Annotated in this window: 19 protein-coding genes; 8 read left to right on the forward strand and 11 right to left on the reverse strand. The window is 73.0% G+C overall.

Going from position 1 to position 20226, the window contains the following annotated elements:
- Window positions 1-130: 130 nt before the first annotated feature.
- The 4 genes from ACIRU3_RS25645 to ACIRU3_RS25660 form a co-directional block, all read right to left on the reverse strand.
- Window positions 131-559 carry a PaaI family thioesterase gene (locus tag ACIRU3_RS25645; RefSeq protein WP_404060438.1) on the reverse strand — a complete coding sequence of 143 codons (429 nt, stop codon included), beginning with the start codon at window positions 557-559 and terminating at the stop codon, window positions 131-133.
- Between the two features lie 117 nt (window positions 560-676).
- A complete protein-coding gene (locus ACIRU3_RS25650) occupies window positions 677-892 on the reverse strand; it encodes a tautomerase family protein (protein ID WP_404060441.1) in 216 nt (71 codons plus the stop codon).
- A 37-nt stretch (window positions 893-929) separates the two neighbouring features.
- Window positions 930-1838 (reverse strand): SDR family NAD(P)-dependent oxidoreductase, encoded by a 909-nt coding sequence (locus ACIRU3_RS25655; protein ID WP_404060443.1) that lies wholly within the window; start codon window positions 1836-1838, stop codon window positions 930-932.
- A 65-nt stretch (window positions 1839-1903) separates the two neighbouring features.
- Window positions 1904-2659 carry an SDR family oxidoreductase gene (locus ACIRU3_RS25660; protein ID WP_404060446.1) on the reverse strand — a complete coding sequence of 252 codons (756 nt, stop codon included), beginning with the start codon at window positions 2657-2659 and terminating at the stop codon, window positions 1904-1906.
- 138 nt (window positions 2660-2797) lie between these two features.
- Here ACIRU3_RS25660 and ACIRU3_RS25665 point away from each other — a divergent pair, with 138 nt between their 5' ends.
- Complete coding sequence (locus tag ACIRU3_RS25665; protein ID WP_404060449.1) at window positions 2798-3670, forward strand: helix-turn-helix domain-containing protein; 873 nt, start codon at window positions 2798-2800, stop codon at window positions 3668-3670.
- 290 nt (window positions 3671-3960) lie between these two features.
- On the forward strand, window positions 3961-5085 hold the full coding sequence (locus ACIRU3_RS25670) for a GNAT family N-acetyltransferase (protein ID WP_404060452.1): 1125 nt from the start codon (window positions 3961-3963) through the stop codon (window positions 5083-5085).
- Window positions 5086-5188: 103 nt separating this feature from the next.
- Here the strand turns inward: ACIRU3_RS25670 and ACIRU3_RS25675 are convergent, their stop codons facing one another.
- Genes ACIRU3_RS25675 through ACIRU3_RS25695 form a run of 5 tightly spaced genes read right to left on the reverse strand, consistent with a single transcriptional unit; the run spans window position 5189 to window position 10105 of the window.
- On the reverse strand, window positions 5189-5941 hold the full coding sequence (locus tag ACIRU3_RS25675) for an ABC transporter ATP-binding protein (protein ID WP_404060454.1): 753 nt from the start codon (window positions 5939-5941) through the stop codon (window positions 5189-5191).
- A 3-nt stretch (window positions 5942-5944) separates the two neighbouring features.
- A complete protein-coding gene (gene mdlC, locus ACIRU3_RS25680; protein ID WP_404060456.1) occupies window positions 5945-7549 on the reverse strand; it encodes a benzoylformate decarboxylase in 1605 nt (534 codons plus the stop codon).
- A complete protein-coding gene (locus tag ACIRU3_RS25685; protein WP_404060458.1) occupies window positions 7546-8388 on the reverse strand; it encodes an ABC transporter permease in 843 nt (280 codons plus the stop codon). Before ACIRU3_RS25685 ends, mdlC begins: the two co-directional genes overlap by 4 nt.
- Complete coding sequence (locus tag ACIRU3_RS25690; protein ID WP_404060461.1) at window positions 8385-9197, reverse strand: ABC transporter permease; 813 nt, start codon at window positions 9195-9197, stop codon at window positions 8385-8387. Before ACIRU3_RS25690 ends, ACIRU3_RS25685 begins: the two co-directional genes overlap by 4 nt.
- The gene (locus ACIRU3_RS25695; RefSeq protein WP_404060463.1) at window positions 9194-10105 is read right to left on the reverse strand and encodes an ABC transporter substrate-binding protein; all 912 of its coding nucleotides are present in this window, start codon (window positions 10103-10105) and stop codon (window positions 9194-9196) included. The genes ACIRU3_RS25690 and ACIRU3_RS25695 overlap by 4 nt, the downstream gene beginning before the upstream one ends.
- Window positions 10106-10422: 317 nt before the next feature.
- On the opposite strand from ACIRU3_RS25695, the gene ACIRU3_RS25700 reads away from it, so the two are divergent.
- The 4 genes from ACIRU3_RS25700 (at window position 10423) to ACIRU3_RS25715 (ending at window position 15334) form a co-directional block, all read left to right on the forward strand.
- Entirely contained in the window at window positions 10423-11124 is a 702-nt protein-coding gene (locus ACIRU3_RS25700; RefSeq protein ID WP_404060466.1) for an SDR family oxidoreductase, read from the forward strand.
- A 149-nt stretch (window positions 11125-11273) separates the two neighbouring features.
- Entirely contained in the window at window positions 11274-12446 is a 1173-nt protein-coding gene (locus tag ACIRU3_RS25705) for an FAD-dependent oxidoreductase (protein ID WP_404060468.1), read from the forward strand.
- Window positions 12447-12667: 221 nt separating this feature from the next.
- Window positions 12668-14470, forward strand: a complete 1803-nt coding sequence (locus ACIRU3_RS25710) for an RICIN domain-containing protein (RefSeq protein ID WP_404060471.1) — start codon at window positions 12668-12670, stop codon at window positions 14468-14470.
- A 48-nt stretch (window positions 14471-14518) separates the two neighbouring features.
- Window positions 14519-15334 (forward strand): inositol monophosphatase family protein, encoded by an 816-nt coding sequence (locus ACIRU3_RS25715; protein ID WP_404060474.1) that lies wholly within the window; start codon window positions 14519-14521, stop codon window positions 15332-15334.
- A gap of 89 nt (window positions 15335-15423) precedes the next feature.
- Here the strand turns inward: ACIRU3_RS25715 and ACIRU3_RS25720 are convergent, their stop codons facing one another.
- Together ACIRU3_RS25720 and ACIRU3_RS25725 are read right to left on the reverse strand one after the other, a co-directional pair.
- Window positions 15424-16617, reverse strand: coding sequence for an acyltransferase family protein (locus ACIRU3_RS25720; protein WP_404060476.1), 1194 nt, complete (start codon window positions 16615-16617; stop codon window positions 15424-15426).
- A gap of 268 nt (window positions 16618-16885) precedes the next feature.
- Window positions 16886-17824 carry a hypothetical protein gene (locus ACIRU3_RS25725; RefSeq protein ID WP_404060479.1) on the reverse strand — a complete coding sequence of 313 codons (939 nt, stop codon included), beginning with the start codon at window positions 17822-17824 and terminating at the stop codon, window positions 16886-16888.
- A gap of 239 nt (window positions 17825-18063) precedes the next feature.
- Between ACIRU3_RS25725 and ACIRU3_RS25730 the strand changes: the two genes are divergently transcribed.
- Both ACIRU3_RS25730 and ACIRU3_RS25735 read left to right on the forward strand, forming a co-directional pair.
- The gene (locus tag ACIRU3_RS25730) at window positions 18064-18564 is read left to right on the forward strand and encodes a GNAT family N-acetyltransferase (protein ID WP_404060483.1); all 501 of its coding nucleotides are present in this window, start codon (window positions 18064-18066) and stop codon (window positions 18562-18564) included.
- A gap of 477 nt (window positions 18565-19041) precedes the next feature.
- Complete coding sequence (locus tag ACIRU3_RS25735; RefSeq protein ID WP_404060486.1) at window positions 19042-20166, forward strand: abortive phage infection protein; 1125 nt, start codon at window positions 19042-19044, stop codon at window positions 20164-20166.
- Window positions 20167-20226: the final 60 nt, after the last annotated feature.

Consider the following 20226-nt stretch of genomic DNA (forward strand, 5'->3'; position numbering starts at 1 on the left):
AACTTGCGGGGCCCCTGAGGCTTGCGCCCCTCCCGAATCTCGAAGTCCATCGCATCCCCTGAGCTGGGGTGTTGCGACGACCACTAGAACGGAAGCCGCGGCGGGGGCCGGCCCTGTTCCGTGCGCAGGCTCAGGCCTCGCTCCTGCGCAGCACGATCTGGGTCTGCGTCGTCTGCCCGACCAGCCGGTCCCGGTCGTCGCGCAGATCCGTCTGCACCACCAGGAGGGTGCCGCCGACGTGCAGCGGCCGGGCCGTGGCGCGCACACGGCCGCCGGTGACCGCCCGCAGGAAGTTGGTCTTGGACTCCACCGTCGAGGTGCCCGAGGCGCCCTCCGGCAGGTTGAGGTACGCGCACACGGCGCCGACGCTGTCCGCCAGCGCCATCAGCGCCCCGCCGTGCAGCGCACCGCCCGCCGTACAGACGTCCGGGGACCAGGCCAGGCTGCCGACCGTGCGCTCGGCCGTGGCTTCGTCCAGCTCGATGCCCAGCCCGGCCGCGAACGGCATGGTCGCCAGCAGATCGGCCGGCTTCGGAACGACCGGCTCGGAGAGGGACATGGCGTACCGCCTTTCGTGAGTGCCGCGGTGCTCCGGACGAAGATCCGCCGCGGTGCCGCCAGGCAGTGTGCCAGCACGCTCCGGCCGGGACCCGGCCGACGGGCGCGAATGCGCCAGTCAGTCCTCGGACGAATCCTGGAGCATGGCCAGGGTCAGCACGCCGCCCCCGATGCCCCAGCCGCCGTCGGTGACCTCCTCGACCAGGACCATCGTGGTGGCGCGGGCGCGCTCGCCGTAGATCTCGGTGTACAGCTCGGTGGTACGGGTGACGATCAGCTCCTTCTGCTTCTCGTCCAGGCTTCCGGCAGGGACCTTGAAGTTCGCGAACGGCATGATGGTTCTCCTGAGTCGACGGGGTGTCGGAGGCGGGTCAGAGCGAGCTGCCCGCGGTGAGCAGGTCCTCGAGTCCGGCGCGGCGGAAGAAGTCGACGCGGATGCGGTCGGCGACCGCGGAGACGACCTCGCTGCCGTCGCGGCCGGGGTCGACGTGGGTGCGCAGCGGCCGGCCGCCGGCCGGCAGGTCCACCAGGCGTACGACCGCCTCGGCGACCTCGGCCGCATCCGCGTCCGGCGGGACGAGCGCCGCCAGCCGCTTGTCGAGGCCGGCGAGCAGGGTGCCGTAGGGCTCGGCGTAGGCGGCGGCCCGCTCGGTGTCGGCGGGCGTGCCCGCGTGAGCGAAGTGGTTGGTGCCCGAGGTGAACGCGCCGGGGACGACGATCGCGGTGTCGATGCCGAACCGGACCAGCTCGGCCGCGTAACTGACCGCCAGCGCGTCCATCGCGGCCTTCGCGGCGAAGTACGGCGCCAGGAACGGCGGGCAGCCGCCCCGGGTGCTGGAGCTGCCGATCCACACCAGCAGGCCCTCGCCGCGCGCCCGCAGGCTCGGCAGCGCCGCCCGGTTGACGCGCTGGGCGCCGAGCACGTTGACGTCGTACAGGTCCGCCAGCTGCTCCGGGGTGAAGGCCTCGGCGGGTCCGCTGACCATGTGGCCCGCGTTGTGCACCAGCACGTCCAGGCGGCCCTCGGCGGCCAGAACCCGGGCGACGGCCGCGTCGGCGGAGTCCTGGGAGGTGACGTCGAGGTCGACCGCGTGCAGGGCGACCCCGTGCTCGGCCGCGTACCGGTCCAGGTCGGCCACGGCGGGCGCGTTGCGGGCGGCCGTGTGCCGGATGCCCGCGTAGACGGTGTGACCGGCATCGGCGAGCGCGCGCACGGTCAGCGCGCCGAAGCCGCTGGAGGCGCCGGTGACCAGGACGGTCCGGGGAGTGTCGGTAGGCATGATTCCTCGCTGGGAGTGTTCTGAGAGTGCAGGGAGCCGTGAGAGTGCGGGGGCGCCGGGGGTGTTCAGACGATGCCGCCGTTGGCGCGCACGACCTGGCCGTTGACCCAGTGGCCGGCCGGCGAGGCGAGGAAGGCCACCACGGCGGCGATGTCGGCGGGCGTGCCGAGCCGCTCCAGCGGGGGCTGGGCGGCCAGCCTGGCGACGGTCTCCTCGTCCTTGCCGTCCAGGAACAGATCGGTGGCCGTGGGCCCGGGGGCGACCGCGTTCGCGGTGACGTCCCGGCCGCGCAGCTCCCGGGCCAGCACCATGGTCAGCGCCTCGACCGCGCCCTTGCTGGCGGTGTAAGCGCCGTAGGACGGGAAGGACAGGCCGACCACGGAGGTGGAGAAGGCGATGAACGAGCCGCCCCGGCGCAGCGTCCGGGCCGCCTGCTGAGCGACCACGAAGGTGCCCCGGATGTTGGTGCGGTGCATGGCATCCAGTTCCGCCAGGTCCAGTTCGGCGATCGGCGCGAGGTACATCCGGCCGGCCGCGTGGACCACGACGTCGACTCCGCCGAACTCGCGGGCCGAGGTCTTGAACAGCTCGGTGACCTGCGCTTCGTCGGCGACATCGGCCCGGACGGCGACCGCACGTCCGCCGGCCGCGGTGACCTCCTTGACGGCGGCCTCGGCCAGGTCGCGGTTGCCCGCGTAGCCGACCACCACGGCGAAGCCGTCGGCGGCGAGCCGGGTCACCGTCTCGCGGCCGATGCCGCGGGACCCGCCGGTGACGAGGGCGACGCGGGGAGCCGTGGGGGTGGATTCCTGGGTGGACATGGGAACTCCTGGGTGCTGGAGGGGGGTGGTGCCTTCTGGCTCCAGCCTGGGCGTCCGCCCGCGCTCGGGCCACGGCTCTGCTCACCCTGGGGTCGGCAACCCCTGGTTCCGGCCGGCCGCAGGAGTGACCATGGATCCGTGAACCACTCGGAACTCGCCGCATTCCTGAAGTCCCGGCGCGACCGGGTCCGCCCGGCCGACGTCGGCCTGCCCACCGGGCCCCGTCGCCGGGTCCCGGGCCTGCGGCGCGAGGAGGTCGCGCAGCTGGCCGGGCTCTCCGCCGACTACTACACCGAGCTGGAACGAGGTCGCGGTGCCCAGCCCTCCGCACAGGTGCTGGCCGCGCTCGCCCGCGCGCTGCGGCTGAACGGCGACGAACGCGACCATCTCTTCCACCTGGCCGAACGCCCGCTCCCGCCCGCCGCCCACGCCCCCACCGCGCACGTCCAGCCGGCCATGCTCGGCCTGCTGGACCGGCTCACCACCACCCCGGCCCAGATCATCACCGACCTGCACGAGACCCTCGTCCAGAACCCCCTCGCCGTGGCCCTGCTCGGCCCGCCCCCGGCCACCAGAGGCCCCGAGGCGAGCTTCGTCCACCGCTGGTTCACCGACCCCCGAGCCCGTGCGGTCTACCCCGTCGAGGACCACCCGCACCACTCCCGGGTCTTCGTCGCCGACCTGCAGGCGGTCGCCGCCCGGCGCGCCAAGGACGCCGAGGTCACGCGGATGGTCGCCGCACTGCGCAGGCGCAGCGCGGAGTTCGCCGCGCTCTGGGAGGAGCGGGACGTGGCCCTGCGCCGCACCGACCACAAACGGATCGTCCATCCCGCGCTCGGCGTCATCGAGCTGGACTGCCACAACCTGTTCAGCGAGGACGGCCGCCAGCGCCTGCTGTGGTTCAGCGCCCCGCCCGGCACCGAAGGTGCCGCGCAGCTCGAACTGCTGTCCGTGATCGGCACCCAGGACATGACGGCGGGCGCGGACCGGTCGGGACACCGGCAGGGCTGAGGGGGCGCAGGGGCGCGGGATTCACGCCGTCCGCCCCGACTCCTCACCGATGTCCGCAGACCCATGGCGGATCATCCGTCGCCTGAGGCACCCTTGACGGTGTGCGTACTGTTTCGCGACATTTGAGCATGGGCGCACGGCGGGGATCCGAAGACGGCAGGACGCGCCCGGCGCGTCATGGGGGGAGCGATCGCCCATGCGATCCATGAGCCATGTTCCACACGCCTCACCGGCCTGTGCCACACACGACACGCCAGTCGTGGAGCCGGCGGAAGGGCGGATGAGCTGAGGTGGAGATCACCATCCACAGACCGGGCGAGCTGACCTCCGCACTGCGCGGGGCCTGGCACCGGGCGATGGACGAGTCGCCGGAGTACGCCAACCCGTTCCTGGCACCCGAGTTCACGATCGGGGTCGGCCGGCACCGGGGCGGGGTGAGGGTGGCGGTCCTGCGGGAAAGCGGGGAACCCGTCGGCTTCTTCCCGTACGAGCGGGGCCCCTTGGGCACCGGACGGGCCGTCGGACTCGGGCTGTCCGACTGCCAGGCCCTGGTGCACCGGCCCGGCGTCACCTGGGACGCCGGGGAACTGCTGCGCGCCTGCGGACTCAGCATCTTCGAGTTCGACCATCTCGTCCAGGAGCAGCGGCCGTTCGCCCCGCATGTCACCGGAACCTTCGCCTCACCCGTGATCGACGTGAAGCCCGGCGACGGCACCTACGCGGAGTGGCTGCGCGGCACCTACCCGGGCCTGGCCAAGACGACGCTGAAGAAGGAACGGCGGCTCGGGCGGGACCTCGGCGAGGTGCGGTTCGAGTTCGACGAACGGGACCCGCGGGTCCTGCGCACCCTCATGGACTGGAAGTCCGCCCAGTACCGCCGGACGGGACGGATGGACCGGTTCGCGCGACCCTGGATCGTGGACCTGGTGAACCATCTCTTCCATGTACGCGAGGAGCACTTCACCGGCGTCCTGTCCGTGCTGTACGCCGGAGACCGTCCGGTCGCCGCCCACTTCGGCCCGCGCTCCGGTACGGTCCTGGCGGCCTGGTTCACCGCGTACGACCCCGAACTCCACTACTACTCACCGGGGTTGATGATGCACCTGCGGACCGCCGAGGCGGCCGCCCGGCACGGTGTGACCCTGGTCGACCTGGGACGCGGCGACAAGGAGTACAAGGACTGGCTCAAGACCCGTGAACTGCGGGTCGGCGAGGGCTTCGCCGCCCGGACCCATCCGGTGGCCATGGCGCAACGGCTGTGGCGCAGACCGGTACGCGGTCTGCGGAACACGGTCCTGGCCCATCCCCGGCTGCGCGAGCCCGCCGACCGGCTGCTCAAGACGGTCGGCCACCTGCGCACCCAGAGTCCGGCGACCGAGCCCACGGTCGGGACCCACCGCCCTCGGTCAGGATGAGCGGGCCGAGGTGACAGCTCTTTCACCCGGGTGAGGAACGGGTGGCCCCGCCACGCACGGGGCCACCCGTCGTGCGGATCCGGCGGCACCCCCGCTCCCCGCCTCACTCGCCGTGCCGTACCGCCCGTCCCACCTCCGTGCGCAGCGCCACGAAGTCGGGCAGGCCCCGCGTCGTGATCTGGTCGCGCTTGCCCGGCAGGCCGACCGCCAGGTCCCGGACGACGCGGGCGCCGGGGCCGCGGGACAGCACGACGACGCGGTCGCCCACGTAGACGCTCTCGTCGATGTCGTGGGTGACGAACACGATGGTCGTGCCGTCGGCGCGGTGCACTTCGAGGAGGAGGTCCTCCAGGTCCTCCCGGGTGCGGGCGTCCAGGGAGCCGAACGGCTCGTCCATGAGCAGCAGGGACGGGGAGCAGACGAGTGCGCGGGCGATGGCCACGCGCTGCTGCATTCCACCGGAGAGCTGCCGGGGATGCCGGCGGGCCACGCCGTGCAGGCCGACGCGTTCGAGGATGGCCTCGGCCTCCTCGTGGCGGGCGGCCCGGCCAAGGCCCCTGCGTCGCAGCGGCAGGGCCACGTTGTCGCGGACGGTGAGCCAGGGCAGCAGCGAGCGGCCGTAGTCCTGGAAGACGACCGCCAGCCGGTCGGGTACGCCGGTCACCGGTGTGCCGTCGACGGTGATCGTGCCCTCGTGCGCGGGCAGCAGCCCGGCGATGGTGCGCAGGAGCGTGGACTTGCCGCAGCCGGACGGCCCGACGACGCACAGCAGCTGGCCGTCGGGCACGGTGAGGTCGATGCGGTCCAGGACGCGGTGGTCGCCGTAGCGCTGGCTGAGGGACTCCAGGCGCAGCATCCCTCACCCGGCCCAGGGCTCGTACAGGGTGCCCGCGCTGCCGGTCACCCGCAGATGGAGCAGGAACGGGCCCGCGTCGTCGCCCCGGCCCAGCGCGTGGTCGAGGGCGGCCGGAAGGCCGGCGGGGTGTTCGACGCGGGCCGCCGGGCAGCCGAAGGACTTCGCGAGGGCCGCGAAGTCGATGCCTCCGATGTCCGTACCGGGGACGGGCGCGATGCCGATCCGGCGGCCCAGCGCGCGGACGGCCGCGTAGCCGCCGTTGTCGAGGAGGACGTAGGTGACCGGCGCCGCGTGCCGGGCCGCGCTCCACAGGGCCTGCACCGAGTAGAGCGCCGAGCCGTCACCGACCACGCACACCACCCGGCGCCGGTCGGCCAGCGCGCGGCCGACCGCGAGGGGCAGGCCCCAGCCGAGCGCTCCGCTGCCGGTCGTGAGGAAGCCGCCCGCCATCTCGACGGGCACGCGCGCGTGCAGGGCGTCGCGGTGGCTCGGGGCCTCCTCGACGAGCACCCGGTCGCGCGCCAGCCGGGCGTGCAGCAGCTCGAAGAACAGCTCCGGCGTGATGTGTTCCCCGTCGCGGGCCGGCCCGGGCGCCGGGCGGGACGGCGGCGGGTCGCGGTCCGCCTCCTTCAGCAGTTCGGCGAGCCGGGCGAGCGCGGGCCGCAGGGCCGTCACGATGCTGGTGCCGACGGGCAGCCAGGCGGCCTGCCCCACGTCGCAGTCCAGGTGGAACAGCTCGGTGCCCGGCGCCAGCAGCGGCCCGTCACCTGCCACGTGGTACGTGAACACCGGCGCGCCCAGGGCCACCACCACGTCGTACGGCGCCAGGCGCGCGGCCAGCGGGCCGGGGACCGGGGGCAGGAACCCCTGGAACAGCGGGTGCGACTCCGGGAACCCGGAGCGGCCGGACAGGGGACTGATCCACACCCCGGCACGGATCCGCTCGGCCAGCGCCCGGACCTCGTCCAGCGCGTCCTCGTCGTCCACGCCCGGGCCGACGACGAGGGCCGGTCGTGCGCAGGCGTCGAGGCGGGCGGCGAGGGCGGCGAGGGCGTCCGGGTCCGCCGTGAACGACGAGTACAGCGTGCGGGGCGCGACCGGCTCGGCGGGCCGGTCCCAGTCGTCCTCGGGCACGGAGACGAAGACCGGGCCGCGCGGATGCGTCATCGCGATCCGGTACGCCTCGGCGAGCACCGCCGGCACGTCCTCGGCCCGCTCCGGCTGGCGCGCGTACTTCACGTACGGGCGAGGGAACAAGGACGGTTCGTCGGCGCCGAGGAACGGCCGCAGCTGGATCAGCGACCGTGCCTGCTGGCCCGCCACGACGACCAGCGGCACCCGGTCGCGGAAGGCGTTGAACACGGCACCCAGTGCGTGCCCCACCCCGCCGGCCGAGTGCAGGCTGACGAGGGCCGCGCGCCGGGTGCCGAGGGCGTGACCGGCCGCCATGCCCACTGCGGTGGACTCCTGCAGGCCTAGGACATAGGTGAAGTCGTCCGGCCAGTCACGGAACATGCGCAGTTCGGTGGAGCCGGGATTGCCGAAGACGGTGGTCATGCCGGTGTCCCGCAGGAACCGGACGACCGCGTCGCGCACCGTTGCCGTCATGAGGTCCTCCCTGGGCCGACGAGCCGCCTCTCGATCGCCAGCAGACCGGTGTTGAGGAGATGCCCGAGCACGCCGAGGAGCATCAGCGCGGCCCACACGGTGAGCAGGTCGGACCGCGTCTGGGCGTCGGTGAGCGTGAAGCCGATGCCGTCGGCGGTCCCCGGCAGCAGCTCCGAGAAGACCATCAGGATCAGGCACAGCGACAGGCTCAGCCGGAGGCCGGCGAAGATCCGGGGCAGCGCGGACGGCAGGACGAGGAACCACAGCCGCTCGGGCCCCGTCAGCCGCAGCACCGCGGCCACGTCCAGCCGCAGCAGGTCCGTGGCACGGGCGCCCTCCGCCGAGTTGACCACCACCGGCCACATGGCGCTGAACGCGATCGACGCCACCTGCATGGGCGTACCGAAATCGAAGGCGACGACGAACACCGGTACCAGGGCGGGCGGCGGGACGGCCCGGGCGAACTGGAGCACCGGGTTGCACAGCGCGTACGCCCGCCGCGAGCGGCCCACGGCGATCCCGAGGGCGATGCCGGCGACGGCGGCGAGCGCGAAGCCGGCCGCCATCCGGCCCAGACTTGGCAGGACGTTGTCGACGGCCGCCCGGGTGAGGAACAGATGGCCGGGGGACCCGGAGAACCACAGATCGTGGGCGTGCCGGGCGATGCGCAGCGGGGGCGGGACGTACACGCTGCCGTGGGTGCGGGCGGCCGTCTCCCAGAGGGCGACGGCGAGCAGAAACACCGACCAGCGCAGCAGGAACGGGACGGCCGTGCGGCCCCGGCGGGTCGCGGAGCCGTGCGGTGCACGGCGGCGGCCGAGGCGCAGGTCCACGGTCATGCCCGGACCCCCTCCCGGTCCGCCCCGAACTGCCGGCGCCCACCGAGGGGTTCATGGGACCAGGCGAGAAACCGCCGCTCCGCACCCACCAGTACACCGTTGATCACCAGCCCGAGGACGCCCGCCCACACCACACCCGCGAGGACGTCCCGGGTGCCGTCCGGGTCCGTCTGCGCGTCGGCGATGAAGATGCCGAGCCCCTCGCCGAACCCGGAGAGGATCTCCGTGGCGACGGCCAGGATCAGCGCGACAGCGGCGGAGATCCGCACCCCGGCGGCGATGAACGGGGCGGTGCTCGGGAGTTCCACCCGCAGCAGCACCGCGAACCGTCCGAAGCCGAAGGAACGCAGGGTGTCCTTGGCCAGGGGATCGGTCTCGGCGAGGCCGTACACGGTGTTGAACAGCACCGGCCACAGGGACGCGTAGGCGATGAGCGTCACCTCGGTGGTGGTTCCCGACCCGAGGAGCAGCGACACCAGCGGGATCAGCGCGACGGACGGCAACGGCCGCAGGAACTCGACGATCGCACGCAGGGCCTTGTCGAGGAGGGGCACCGTACCCAGCAGCAGCCCCAGCGGTACGGCGACCGCGCAGGCGAGGCCGAGCCCCAGCGCCCAGGCCCGCAGTGTGGCCCCGATCCCGTCGAGGAAGGCCTGGTCGCCGGCCAACCGAGCGGCGCGGACGAGGACTTCGGAAGCGGGCGGCAGATAGCTGCGCCGGACGATCCCGGCCCGGGCGACCGTCTCGCAGGCACCGAAGGCCAGCCCCGCGCCGAGGACGCCGAGCAGGATCTCCTGGCGCCGCGTCATCGGGCCAGCAGGGGCGCCGGGTCGAAGGCCTTCTTCAGCAGCCCCTGGTCGTGCATCAACCGGATGAGCCGGCGCAGCCGCGCGGGGTCGGCGGTCGCCGGATACGTGGGCAGATGGAGGGACTTGGCCTGGCCGGCGGTCACCTTGGTGTACTTGGGCAGCTCCGTGCGCACGGCCTGCGGATCCTGGGCGGCGAGCTTCGATGCGGCCTCGATGGCGCGCCGGAAGCCCGCCGCGGCCTTCGGGTGCTCGGCCACGAAGGCCCGGGTGGTGACGTACCCGCTGGCGGGCAGGCCCTGCACCGGTGCCGAGCCGCCGTCCAGCAGTACCCGGGTGCCCAACTCGCCCTGGATCGCGCTGTTGAAGGGCTCGACCGCGTGGACGGCGTCCACCTGACCCTTCTCCAGGGCGGGACCCATCTGCGGGAACAGGATCTGCCGATAGACGGGCCGGCCGGCGCCCCTGGCGTCGAGGATCGCGTTCAGGGTCAGCGACTGGATGTTGTTGAGGACGGCCACGGCGATCTTCTTGCCCGCCAGGTCCGCCGGAGTCCTGATCGACGATTCCTTGGACACCAGAACGTCCATCATGTGCGGGGCGATCCGGACGCCCTCGGCGAGGATGCGGAGGTCCAGGGTGCCCTTCTCGTACGCCTGGAGGTAGGTGACGTAGTTCGCGCTGGCGATCACGCTCACCTGGCCCTTGATCAGCGCGGGCAGCGCCTGGATGCTCTGCTGCACGGGCCGGATGCGCACGTCCAGTCCCTCCTTGGCGAACAGTCCGCGGTCCCGGGCGAGATAGAGGGCGGCCGAGTCGGTGAGCGGCAGCGCGGCCACGGTCAGCTGCTGCCGCCCGTCGCCCGAGGAGGAGCCCCCGCCGCTCCCGCAGCCCGCGAGGATGAGTGCCACGGCGGCGATGGCCGCGGCGAACCTGGTCCGTCCCGATCGTGATCGACATAACGCCATACGGGCATGCCTACCCCGCGGTTGTCATGATCGCTACATGCGAGAGGTGACTTTCGTCGGTCTTTGGAGAAATGTGAAACCTTGCCGTGTTTCGGCGGGCGCGTTCGCCTCGGGAGACGTCCGTACAAGAGACGTCCGTACGGGAACCGCCTGCCCCGGAGCCGCCCGCGCCGGATCCCCGAGGCTTGTCGCCTTGAGCGAGGAAACCGATCGGTTTACGATTCTGGAAACCGATCGGTTTCATCTGTCTGGAGACTACCGTGACCGCACTGAAGAACTCCGTCGTCCTCGTCACCGGCGGCAGCCGGGGCATCGGAAAGGCCCTGGTCGAGGAGTTGTACACACGGGGAGCCGGGAAGGTGTACGCCACCGCCCGCGACCCGCGCACCGTCACCCACCCCGACGCCGTCCCGCTGCCTCTGGAGGCCACCGACCCCGCCTCCGTGGCGGCCCTGGCCGAGCGGACGCCGGACGTGACCGTCCTGGTCAACAACGCGGGCGCCTCGACCGGGGCCCGGGTGCTCACCTCGCCGCTGGAGGACATCCGCCGGGAGTTCGAGATCAACTACTACGGCCCGTTGTTCCTCACCCGCGCCCTCGTGCCGATCATCGAGCGCAACGGCGGCGGCCACATCCTGAACGTCCACTCCGCGCTGTCCTGGCTCGCCGACGGCAGCAGCTACAGCTCCACCAAGGCCGCCCTGTGGTCGCAGACCAACAGCCTGCGCCTGGACCTCCAGTCCCGCGGCATCCAGGTGACGGGCCTTCACATGGCGTACGTCGACACCGACTTGACGGCCGGCCTGGACGCCCCGAAGGCGCACGCCCGCGACATCGCCGTGGCCGCCCTCGACGGCATCGAGTCCGGGGCGCACGAGGTCCTCGGGGACGACACCACCCGCTGGGTCAAATCGGCGCTCTCGCAGGACCTCGCGTCGATGTACCAGCAGCTCGCCAAGTGACCCTGGCGTCCGGGGAGCCGGGGCGCGGCACCGCCCGTTCCCGCTCCTGGACGCGACCGATTGTGGCGCCTCGGTTTGCCCGCCCCGCCGTCCATGGCGTACCTGTGCCTCTGAGTGAAGTACCGGACCAGAACGGTGGGGTGGAACCAATGGCACGCATTCTTGTGATCGGCGGCGGCATCGGGGGAACGGCGGCGGCGCTGGCTCTGCACAAGGCCGGGCACGACGTGGCAGTCTTCGAGGCGCATCCCGACACCGCCGAGGACATCGGTGCCTTCCTCACCCTGGCGAGCAACGGCATGCGCGCGTTGGCCCAGCTCGACGCCACGGAGGCCGTCACGGCCAGCGGTTTTCCGCTGACTTCGCTGCGCCTTCTCGACGGCCAGGGCAGCGAGGTGATGCAGGCCCCGCTCGCCGGGGCGGACGACCCCGCCCTGCGCTACCGCTGCCTGCGCCGCGGCGAGCTGAACGCGGCCCTGCAGACGGAGGCGGTGCGGCGCGGCACAGCCCTGCGCCACGGCATCCGCCTGGTGTCCGTGGCAGACGGCCCCGACGGTGTCACCGCACACTTCTCCGACGGCAGCACCGCCACCGGAGACCTGCTGATCGGTGCGGACGGCCTCAACTCCGTCGTCCGCCGCCATGTCGCGCCCACCGCACAGCCCCGGTATGCCGGCCAGCGCATCTTCTACGGCTACACGGACGGCGTTCCGGCGGCCGAGGGCACCGGCGCGATCACCATGGTGCGGGGCAGCGCATCGGCCTTCGGTTACGCGGTCTCACCGGCGGGGGAGACGTACTGGTTCGCCCGTGTCGCCGGCGACCCGCTGCCCGTCGGCGGGCCGGCGCACCGCACGGCCGTCGACCGGCGCGAGGAGCTTCTTCCTCTCCTGCGCAAGGACGACACCCCCGCCGGCGACATCGTCGAGGCCTGCGCCGAGCGCATCATGGTCACCAACGCCACCGAGATGCCGCTCGGCACCCCCTGGCACGCGGGCCGCGTCCTTCTCATCGGCGACGCCGCCCACGCGGCCTCCCCGGCCACCGGCCAGGGAGCCTCGATGGCGCTGGAGGACGCCGTCGTCCTCGCCAAGGCCCTGCGCGACACCCCCGATCCGCGCACCGCGTTCGCTCTCTACGAGCACTACCGCCGCCCGCGCGTCGAGCACAACATCACCGTCAGCGGCGGCATCTCCCGCGGCACCCACACCCCTTCGCCCGCTTCCTCCACGACTCCCGGACCGCCCCGCGAGGATGACGCGCTGATCCGTCAACTGACCTGGGACACAACGCTCCGGGTCGACCCCGACCGGGAGGACTGAGCGCCCCGGGCCGGTCCCGGCCGGGAGGTTGAGCGCCACGGGCCGGCCCCGGCCGGGAGGTTTGAGCGCTGCGGTTCTGCCGCGACCGGGCGGGCCGAGCGGTGCGTCCGCCGCGAAAGTGCAAGAGGCGGAGCATGGGAGTCCATTGCCGGAGCAACCACCGGGCCCGGATCGTTCCGGTGCAACCGGCCCTTCGGCAACAAGGAGCACCCGTGCGACTCTTGAGCAGAGCAGGCGGCGCCCTGGCCGCGGCCGCCACCCTGACCCTGGGCGGCGGCACACCGGCCCCGGCGTCCGCCGCGCCGCCGGCCGCCGACGCGACCTACAGCGTGACCGTAGGCACACCGGTGCCGTTCACCCACCCCACGGACACGCCCGCCACCCCGTACACCGACAAGGACGGCACTTTCCACTACCAGCAGTCCGCCGCGCTCTACGGCGCCGAGGACCCGCGCACCTGGGACTTCTACACCGGCAAGGACTTCGACACCGCCGCCTTCGACAAGACGCTGAGCAAGGCGGTCAACCCCGCCAACGCCCAGGACCGCAACGACGACACCACCTGGCGGTGCAACAACAGCCCGACCGGACGCGAGTCGACCTACGCCCCGACCGGTTCGGGCTACGCCCAGAAGAACTACTGCGACCTGTCCGGGGTGTGGGTCGACCCCGACACCGGTGCCTGGTACGGCCTGGTGCACAACGAGTTCACCCCGCAGCCCTTCGGCGACGGACTGCACTACGACGCCATCGACTACGCCGTCTCCACCGACCGGGGCCGCACCTGGACCATCAAGGACCACGTCATCACGTCCCCGTACAGCACGAAGCGAGGGGACACGACGGCCTTCCCGAACCAGACGTACTACTACGGCGACGGCGACCAGCGCCTCTTCGTGGACACCGCCTCCGGCTACTTCTACGTCTACTACGGCTCCCGGATCGTGGAGAAGAACGGCGGCTGGAAGGCCTTCCACGAGCACGTGGCCCGCGCGCCGATCGCCGCGAAGATGGCGCCCGGCTCCTGGCAGAAGTGGCACGACGGCTCCTGGTCCCAGCCCGGCACCGGCGGCCAAGAGAGCAACATCGTGCCCGTCGACTCGGACCACCCCAGCGGCTACACCCCCGTCTCCGGCGAGTACGACCCGGCCAACACCGGCACCGCCGCGGAGCAGATCGCGGCCGGCAAGATGCCCCCGACCTCACCGCTGTTCGTCATGAACATCGCCTACGACGCCTACCTCGGTCTGTACATCGGCGAACCGCAGGCCGTCGACCAGAGCGGCAACTCACCGCAGTACTTCTACGCCACCGACGACCTGGCGTCCCAGAAGTGGCGCCTCATCGGCGACACCGGCGGCTACACGAACGCGTCCTGGTACCGCTGGTTCCTCGACCCGGCCAACAGGACCAGCTCCGCCGTCGTCGGCAGGACCTTCCGCTCGTACTGCTCCTTCGGCTGTTCCCACGACTCCTCCGGCGAACACGTCGACGTCACCATCGACTCCGGCCGGCCCGCCGCCCCGCCGGTGGACACCACCCGCCGCTACCGCATCGCCGCCGGCACGGGCCGTGTCCTCACCCAGGCATCCGGCGGCTCCACCACCACCTCCGTCGCGTCCCCCTCCGGCTCCGCCCGGGAGTCGTGGATCTTCGCACCCACGGGCGACGGCGCCTTCACCATCGCCAACGCCGCCGGCGGCCGCCTGCTGGGCGTCGGCTCGGCCTCCACCGCCGGCCGAGCCTGGGGCGCCAGGCCGACCGTCACCGCGGCACCGGCCGGCGGGCCGACCGTCGGCCAGCAGTGGTTCCTGATCCGGAGCGCCTCCGGCGACGGCGGCTACCGTCTCGTGAACCGCTACAGCGGCCTCGTACTCGCCCTGTCCGCGACCTCCGGCCGGCACGCCGAGACCACTGCGCCGCGCAACTGGACGGACACCAGCGGAAGTTCCGTCGGCGGCGGCCGCACCGCGGCCGAGCAGACCCTGTCCCTCAGCCCGGTCGGGCGGGCCCACAAGCCGTAGCCGGCCCCGGGCCCGCCGTCGGGGCGGGCCCGGATCTATGCTGCGTGCATGCTGATCGACATCGGGGAGTCCGACGCCCAGCTGGCCCTGACGGCCGCCCGGGCGGGCGCGGACGTGGTGCGCGACATGTACGGCGAGTCCCTCGCCCGCTTCGAGAAGGCCGCCGGTGACTTCGCGACGGCGGCCGACCTCGCGGCGGAGAAGACCATCGTCGAGGTGCTGCGCGGCGCGCGGCCCGACGACGCCGTGACGGGGGAGGAGAGCGGCAGCACCGGCGCCGCGGCGACGCGGCGCCGATGGCTGGTCGACCCGCTGTGCGGCACCCTCAACTACGCGGTGCGGAACATGCTGGTGGGGGTGAACGTGGCCCTGCGCGTCGGCGACGAGATCACGGCGGCCGCGACGGCCGACCCCTTCAGCGGCGAGGTCTTCTGGACCGACGGCCGGCTGGCCCGGGTCCGAAACGACGGCAGGGACGAGGAGTCGGCGCCCTCGCCGGACTCGCGGCTGGTGGACGTCAACCTCGACCCCCCGTTCCCCAACGCGCCCGGCTTCCAGGCGGTCCGGCTCCTGGCCGACCCGGCGTTCGCTCGGCGGTTCCGGCCCCGGGTGGTCTCCACGACCCTCGCGGTCGCCTGGGTGGCCGCCGGCCGCCGGGCCGCGTACGTCACTGACGGCGACCTGCGCGACAGCGTGCACTTCGCCGCCGGAATCGCCCTGTGCCGGGCCGCCGGCTGCACGGTCACCGGCATCGACGGCCGGCCCTTGCACACCGGCGCGGGCGGCCTGATCGCGGCCGCCGACGCCGAGACGCACGCCGCACTGCTGGGCATGATCAAGGAACAGATGTCACACAGCAGTTGAGGAACGTGGCTTCCGAGGTTCGTCACGCAGGGGATCCGTGACGCCCGTTCGGACGCCGGGCCAGGGCGATCCAGGACATGACCACGGTTTCATTCATGCCCCGTGGCCGGCTGCGCCTCATGGCCGGACGGGAGCGACTCCCGCTGCGGGGCCGACTTGCCGCCGCGGCGGCCGCGCAGCAGCAGGCGTCTGGCAGGGCGTTCCACCGCCTCGTACAGGACCCAGGACAGGGCGAGGGAGAGAGCGAAGGCGACCGTGGTGACCGCGAGTCCGGCCAGCACCCCGAAGTGAGGCTTGGTGCCGAGCAGGCTGACGCCCGCGCGCAGGACCAGCAGGTGAATCATGTAGAAGGCGAACGACAGTTCCCCGAGCCGCACCATCCGCCGGTGCCGCCACAGCGAGGGCAGCCCGTGCAGGTCCGCGACGGCCGCCGCCGGGATGAGCAGGGCGAAACCGGCGAGGGTGCAGACGGTGGCGGAGTAACCGGGCGTGACCTGCGGGACCAGGAAGTACCCGATGATGGCCAGGGCCAGCGAGGCCTCCATTCCGGGTCCGCGCCAGCGGCCGAGCAGGACCAGCCGGGCCGCGACCGTACCGAGGACGAACTCGGGAAGGCGGGCGGCGGGATGGGAGTAGATCGACTGGCTCATCCAGTGGTGTGCGTCCGCCCGGGCCAGGACCAGCACCGCCACGACCGACAGCGTGCCCAGCGCCGTGGCGCCCCGGGCACCGAGCCGGCGCAGCAGCAGGAACAGCAACGGGAAGGCGGCGTAGAAGAACGCCTCGCAGGCCAGCGACCAGCTGACCGGGTTCAGCGTCTGCCACCAGGGGCGCCACCAGGAGTGCAGCAGCAGCACATTGGCCAGCGCCTGCGAGCGCGTCGGCTTCGACTGATGGGCCAGTGTGTACGCCATGAGCAGCGCGACGGCCAGGGTGACCAGGTGCACCGGGTAGATCCGGGCGATGCGCCGCCGCCAGAAGTCGAGGGCACGGTCGCGCGGGCGCGCTGACCACGTCAGCACGAAACCCGACAACACGAAGAAGAACGACACGCCGGTGGCACCGGCCCCGAATCCCCAGGTCACGATGCGGCCGGCGTGGCCTCCGAAGTAGCCGAAGTTGTTCACGTGCAGGCCGAACACCAGCAGCGCCGCGACCCATCGCAGTCCGGTCAGGGACGGCAGGGAGGTCATGGCGGCGGGCGGGGAGGATCTCGCCCGGCCCGTGGCCGCGTCGGTTCGTGCGGGCGGCGTCCGGGTCGCCCGGGTCGTCGCCGTGGTCATGCAATCACCTGCCGCAGGGGGGTCGCGTGGGGCATGAAAGGGAACGTTGCCCGTTCGCCCGCTGTCCATCACATCGCGTTGTAAACATCACACTGCTGCCGAACGACGGAGCCGCGGGTATGCCACGGACGGCCGCACCTGGTGCACCCGGACGAGTGACGGTCCCGGTCGTGTCCGGCCGCCGCGATGCGCGGTGCGGGATCACCCCGCCCCGAGGCCTTGCGAGCCGAGTGTCCGGAGCGGCCGGGACCGCGTCCGGTACCCGGCGTCAGGACGACTCGTGGAGCCGGTTCGCCGCCAGTCGTTCGACCCGCGCGCCGGCGGCTCCTGCGCGGCGCCGCGCCTCGTGCGCGTCCCGGTCGGCCGTCCTTGCACGCGCACGGGCGTTCCGCTCCTCGGCGCGGGCCCGCCCCTGTTCCTCCTGGGCGCGCCGGGTCTGTTCCCGCAGTTCCCGCAGTCGCCCTTCCGCCGACGCCGACCGGCGGGCGGCCTTTTCCGCCTCGGCTTCGGCGGCCTTCGCCTCCTTCTGCCGGGCGCGCAGCTCGCGCTCGGCGTCGCGGGCCTCCTTGCGGGCCTCGGAGAGACGCCGGCGGCGCTCCTCGTCTTCTGCACGCTCGCCTGCGCTGTCTCGTGCGCGCTCTCGGTCTCCTGCGCGTTGCCCGGGCTTCGGCGTCGGCTGCCGGTTCGGCCTCGGTGCGGGAGCGGAGCGGCGGCCGACGGCGGCCTCGTCGGCCGCCGGGAACCCGATCGCGGCGCTGAGCGGCTTCACCAGCCGGCCCGCCGCCCATTCCCGGGCGGCCCCGGGGTCGGCGAGGACGGCGTGCAGAGTCTCCTCGACCTCGCGCTGGACGCCCTCGCCGACCGGATGACCGGCCTCGCCGGCCAGCCGCCGCGCCTGCCGCCCCAGCGCACCGATCACCTCGGTCTGCCTGCGGGCGAGCAGCCGCAGCTGCGGACCGTCCAGCTCGCGGTGCGCCCGGCGCAGCTCCTCGCCGAGCCCGAGCAGCGGCTGAACCTCCTCCGGCAGGCCGCGGACGAGGAGATTGCTCGTCCAGGCGGCCAGACTCGGGCGCCGCAGCGCGGCGATCTCCCTGGCGAGGTCCTGCTCGCCGGAGGTGCGTGCCTGCGCGGCGTGCCGGTCGCGAGCGGCGACGAATTCCTCCGGCCGCAGCCCGTACAGCTCGTCGGCGACGGTGTCCAGATCCACCTGCGTCCCTCTCGCACACCCTCCCGTGACGGACTCCGAGTCTCGCACCGGGTGGGGTTCATATGCGGTATGCCCGCCGTGCCCCGGTCGGGGTGCTGCCGCTTCGGGCTGCCGCCCTGTGGGCGCGGAGGGGGCAGCCGCGGGGGCAGGTGCGGGATGGTCGCGCGGTAGCCGGGTGGTCGCAGCGGAACGTCGACAGCCGGCAGGTCCGCTGGGAGCATTCGTGATCATGAGCCAGAGTGCGCGCGTCCGGCCGGCCCGGCCCGATGACGACGACCGGATCATCGCGGTGGTGGACGAGCGGTGGGAGCGGCCGATCCGTCCGGTGCTGCCCCGGCTGTTCCTCGACCACTTTCATCGCACCCAGCCTGGTCGCCGAGGACGGCGTCGGCCTGGCCGGGTTCCTGGTCGGGCTGATCTCCCTGTCGGTGCCCGATGCCGCGTACATCCACTTCGTCGGAGTGGCGCCACGGGTCCGCGGGGCAGGGCTGGCCCGCGGGCTCTACCAGCGGTTCTTCGACATGGCCGCGGTCGAGCACCGCACCGAGGTGCAAGCGATCACGGCGCCGCAGAACCAGCGTTCCATCGCCTTCCACACCGCGATGGGGTTCACGGTCGGCGGGCCCGTCCGCGACCACGACGGCCCGGGAGTCGACCGTATGGTCTTCCGGCTACGGCTACGGCTACGGCTACGGCTACGGCTCCGGCTCCCGGAGCGGCCGGGACAGGCGTCGTCCTGACGGTCGGCAGGCGGCCCGCCGGTCTGTCGGCCAGGGGCCGGACTCCGCGCGACGATGCATGCGCCGCGCACGCCGGCCGCCCCGGCGGAGGCCGACCGGACGTGCGATGATGCATGCGCCGCGCACGCCGGCCGCCCCGGCGGAGGTCGGCCGGACGGTGGGCGGGCACATCGCCTCGGACGGGCGGCAGCAGGCCGGTCCGCGCCGGCTCGGCGCCCGCCGGGGCCGGGGCGCGGGCCATGGCGCGGCCCAGCCTGCTCGTCTCGTCCCGTCTCGTCTCGTCCCGTCGGTCACCAGGACCCACGTCGCGGCCGTCGCCTCACGGACCTCCGTGACGCCGGGGCACGGAGTGCGCTCCCGTGCGGGACAGGCCGTTGCGCGGCAGCGACTTTCGCCGCCCGATCCCCTCCCTTTGGCGCTGTGCCGTAGACCATCGGGGGACGGCGCGGGCGGGCCCGCTCCCGCCAGGGTGACCGCATGCAGAACACCACAGGGATCAACCGCGCACAGTTCCTCGCCGGGATGGCGTCCGCCGGACTCGCCGCGACGCTGCTGCCCGCGGGCACGGCCCGGGCGGCGCAGCAGCGCCCCGGACTGCGCCACCGGGGCGTCGTCTACACCGTCGGCGAGGGCGGGACACCGGCCACCGGCTTCCGTACGGCCCGGATGCGCAAGGACATCCGCGCGATCCGCGACGACCTGCACGCCGACACCGTGGACGTCACCGGAGACGGCGTGGAACGCCTCACGGCCACCGCGGCCGAGGCGGCGGAGCGCGGTCTGCACGTCTGGCTCCAGCCGACCCTCGGCGACGTCCCGGAGCGGGACATCCTGGAGCACCTCGCGGAGACCGGCCGGTTCGCGGAGCGGCTGCGCCGCCAGGGCGCGAGTGTCGACTTCAGCGTGGGCTGCGAGTTCTGGCTGTTCGTGCCCGGCATCGTCCCGGGCGACACGGTCCTCGAACGCGTCCAGAACCTGCTGGACAACAAGGTCGACCCGGTCAGGATGCAGCACCGCCTGGACCGTTTCACGGCGAAGGCGGCCGCGGTCGGCCGCTCCGTCTTCCACGGCCGGCTCAGCTACGCGGCCGCCCAGGACGACCAGGTCGACTGGCGGCTCTTCGACATCATCGGCATCGACTACTACTCGTACTTCCCCCACCGTGCCGACTACGTGCGGGAGTTGCGCCGTCATCTGCGCCGGGGCAAGCCGCTGGCGATCACCGAGTTCGGCACCTGCGCCTACGTGGGCGCGCCCGAGACCCGGGGCATGGGCTGGAACGTGGTCGACCACGACAAGGACCCCGAGGAGATCAAGGGCGACCTGGTCCGCAGCGAGCGCACCCAGGCCGCCTACCTCATGCAGCTCCTCGACGTCTTCTCCTCGCTGGACCTGTATGCGGCGATGGCCTTCGAGTTCGTCTCGCTCGACGCCCCGCACCGCCCCGGCGACCCCCGGCATGACCTCGACATGGCGAGCTACTCCATCACCAAGACCATCGAGGACCGCCCCTACGACCCGGCCTCCGGCCGGCACTGGGAACCCAAGGAGGCGTTCCACGCCCTGGCCCGCCGGTACGCAAGGGAGGCATGCGGCAGCTGACCCGCCGCACCGGAACCGGGTGCTCACCCGTTCGGAGGACCCTTCGGCCCGGCGCGCGGC

The organism is Streptomyces sp. NPDC101151 (assembly GCF_044768335.1).
In the GTDB taxonomy this organism is placed as follows: domain Bacteria; phylum Actinomycetota; class Actinomycetes; order Streptomycetales; family Streptomycetaceae; genus Streptomyces.

Bases quoted from the DNA above. Each gene is read 5' to 3' on its own strand.
- ACIRU3_RS25645 (WP_404060438.1), bottom strand. From the start codon at position 559: ATGTCCCTCTCCGAGCCGGTCGTTCCGAAGCCGGCCGATCTGCTGGCG.
- ACIRU3_RS25650 (WP_404060441.1), bottom strand. From the start codon at position 892: ATGCCGTTCGCGAACTTCAAGGTCCCTGCCGGAAGCCTGGACGAGAAG.
- ACIRU3_RS25655 (WP_404060443.1), bottom strand. From the start codon at position 1,838: ATGCCTACCGACACTCCCCGGACCGTCCTGGTCACCGGCGCCTCCAGC.
- ACIRU3_RS25660 (WP_404060446.1), bottom strand. From the start codon at position 2,659: ATGTCCACCCAGGAATCCACCCCCACGGCTCCCCGCGTCGCCCTCGTC.
- ACIRU3_RS25675 (WP_404060454.1), bottom strand. From the start codon at position 5,941: ATGCTGCGCCTGGAGTCCCTCAGCCAGCGCTACGGCGACCACCGCGTC.
- mdlC (WP_404060456.1), bottom strand. From the start codon at position 7,549: ATGACGGCAACGGTGCGCGACGCGGTCGTCCGGTTCCTGCGGGACACC.
- ACIRU3_RS25685 (WP_404060458.1), bottom strand. From the start codon at position 8,388: ATGACCGTGGACCTGCGCCTCGGCCGCCGCCGTGCACCGCACGGCTCC.
- ACIRU3_RS25690 (WP_404060461.1), bottom strand. From the start codon at position 9,197: ATGACGCGGCGCCAGGAGATCCTGCTCGGCGTCCTCGGCGCGGGGCTG.
- ACIRU3_RS25705 (WP_404060468.1), top strand. From the start codon at position 11,274: ATGGCACGCATTCTTGTGATCGGCGGCGGCATCGGGGGAACGGCGGCG.
- ACIRU3_RS25715 (WP_404060474.1), top strand. From the start codon at position 14,519: ATGCTGATCGACATCGGGGAGTCCGACGCCCAGCTGGCCCTGACGGCC.
- ACIRU3_RS25720 (WP_404060476.1), bottom strand. From the start codon at position 16,617: ATGACCACGGCGACGACCCGGGCGACCCGGACGCCGCCCGCACGAACC.
- ACIRU3_RS25735 (WP_404060486.1), top strand. From the start codon at position 19,042: ATGCAGAACACCACAGGGATCAACCGCGCACAGTTCCTCGCCGGGATG.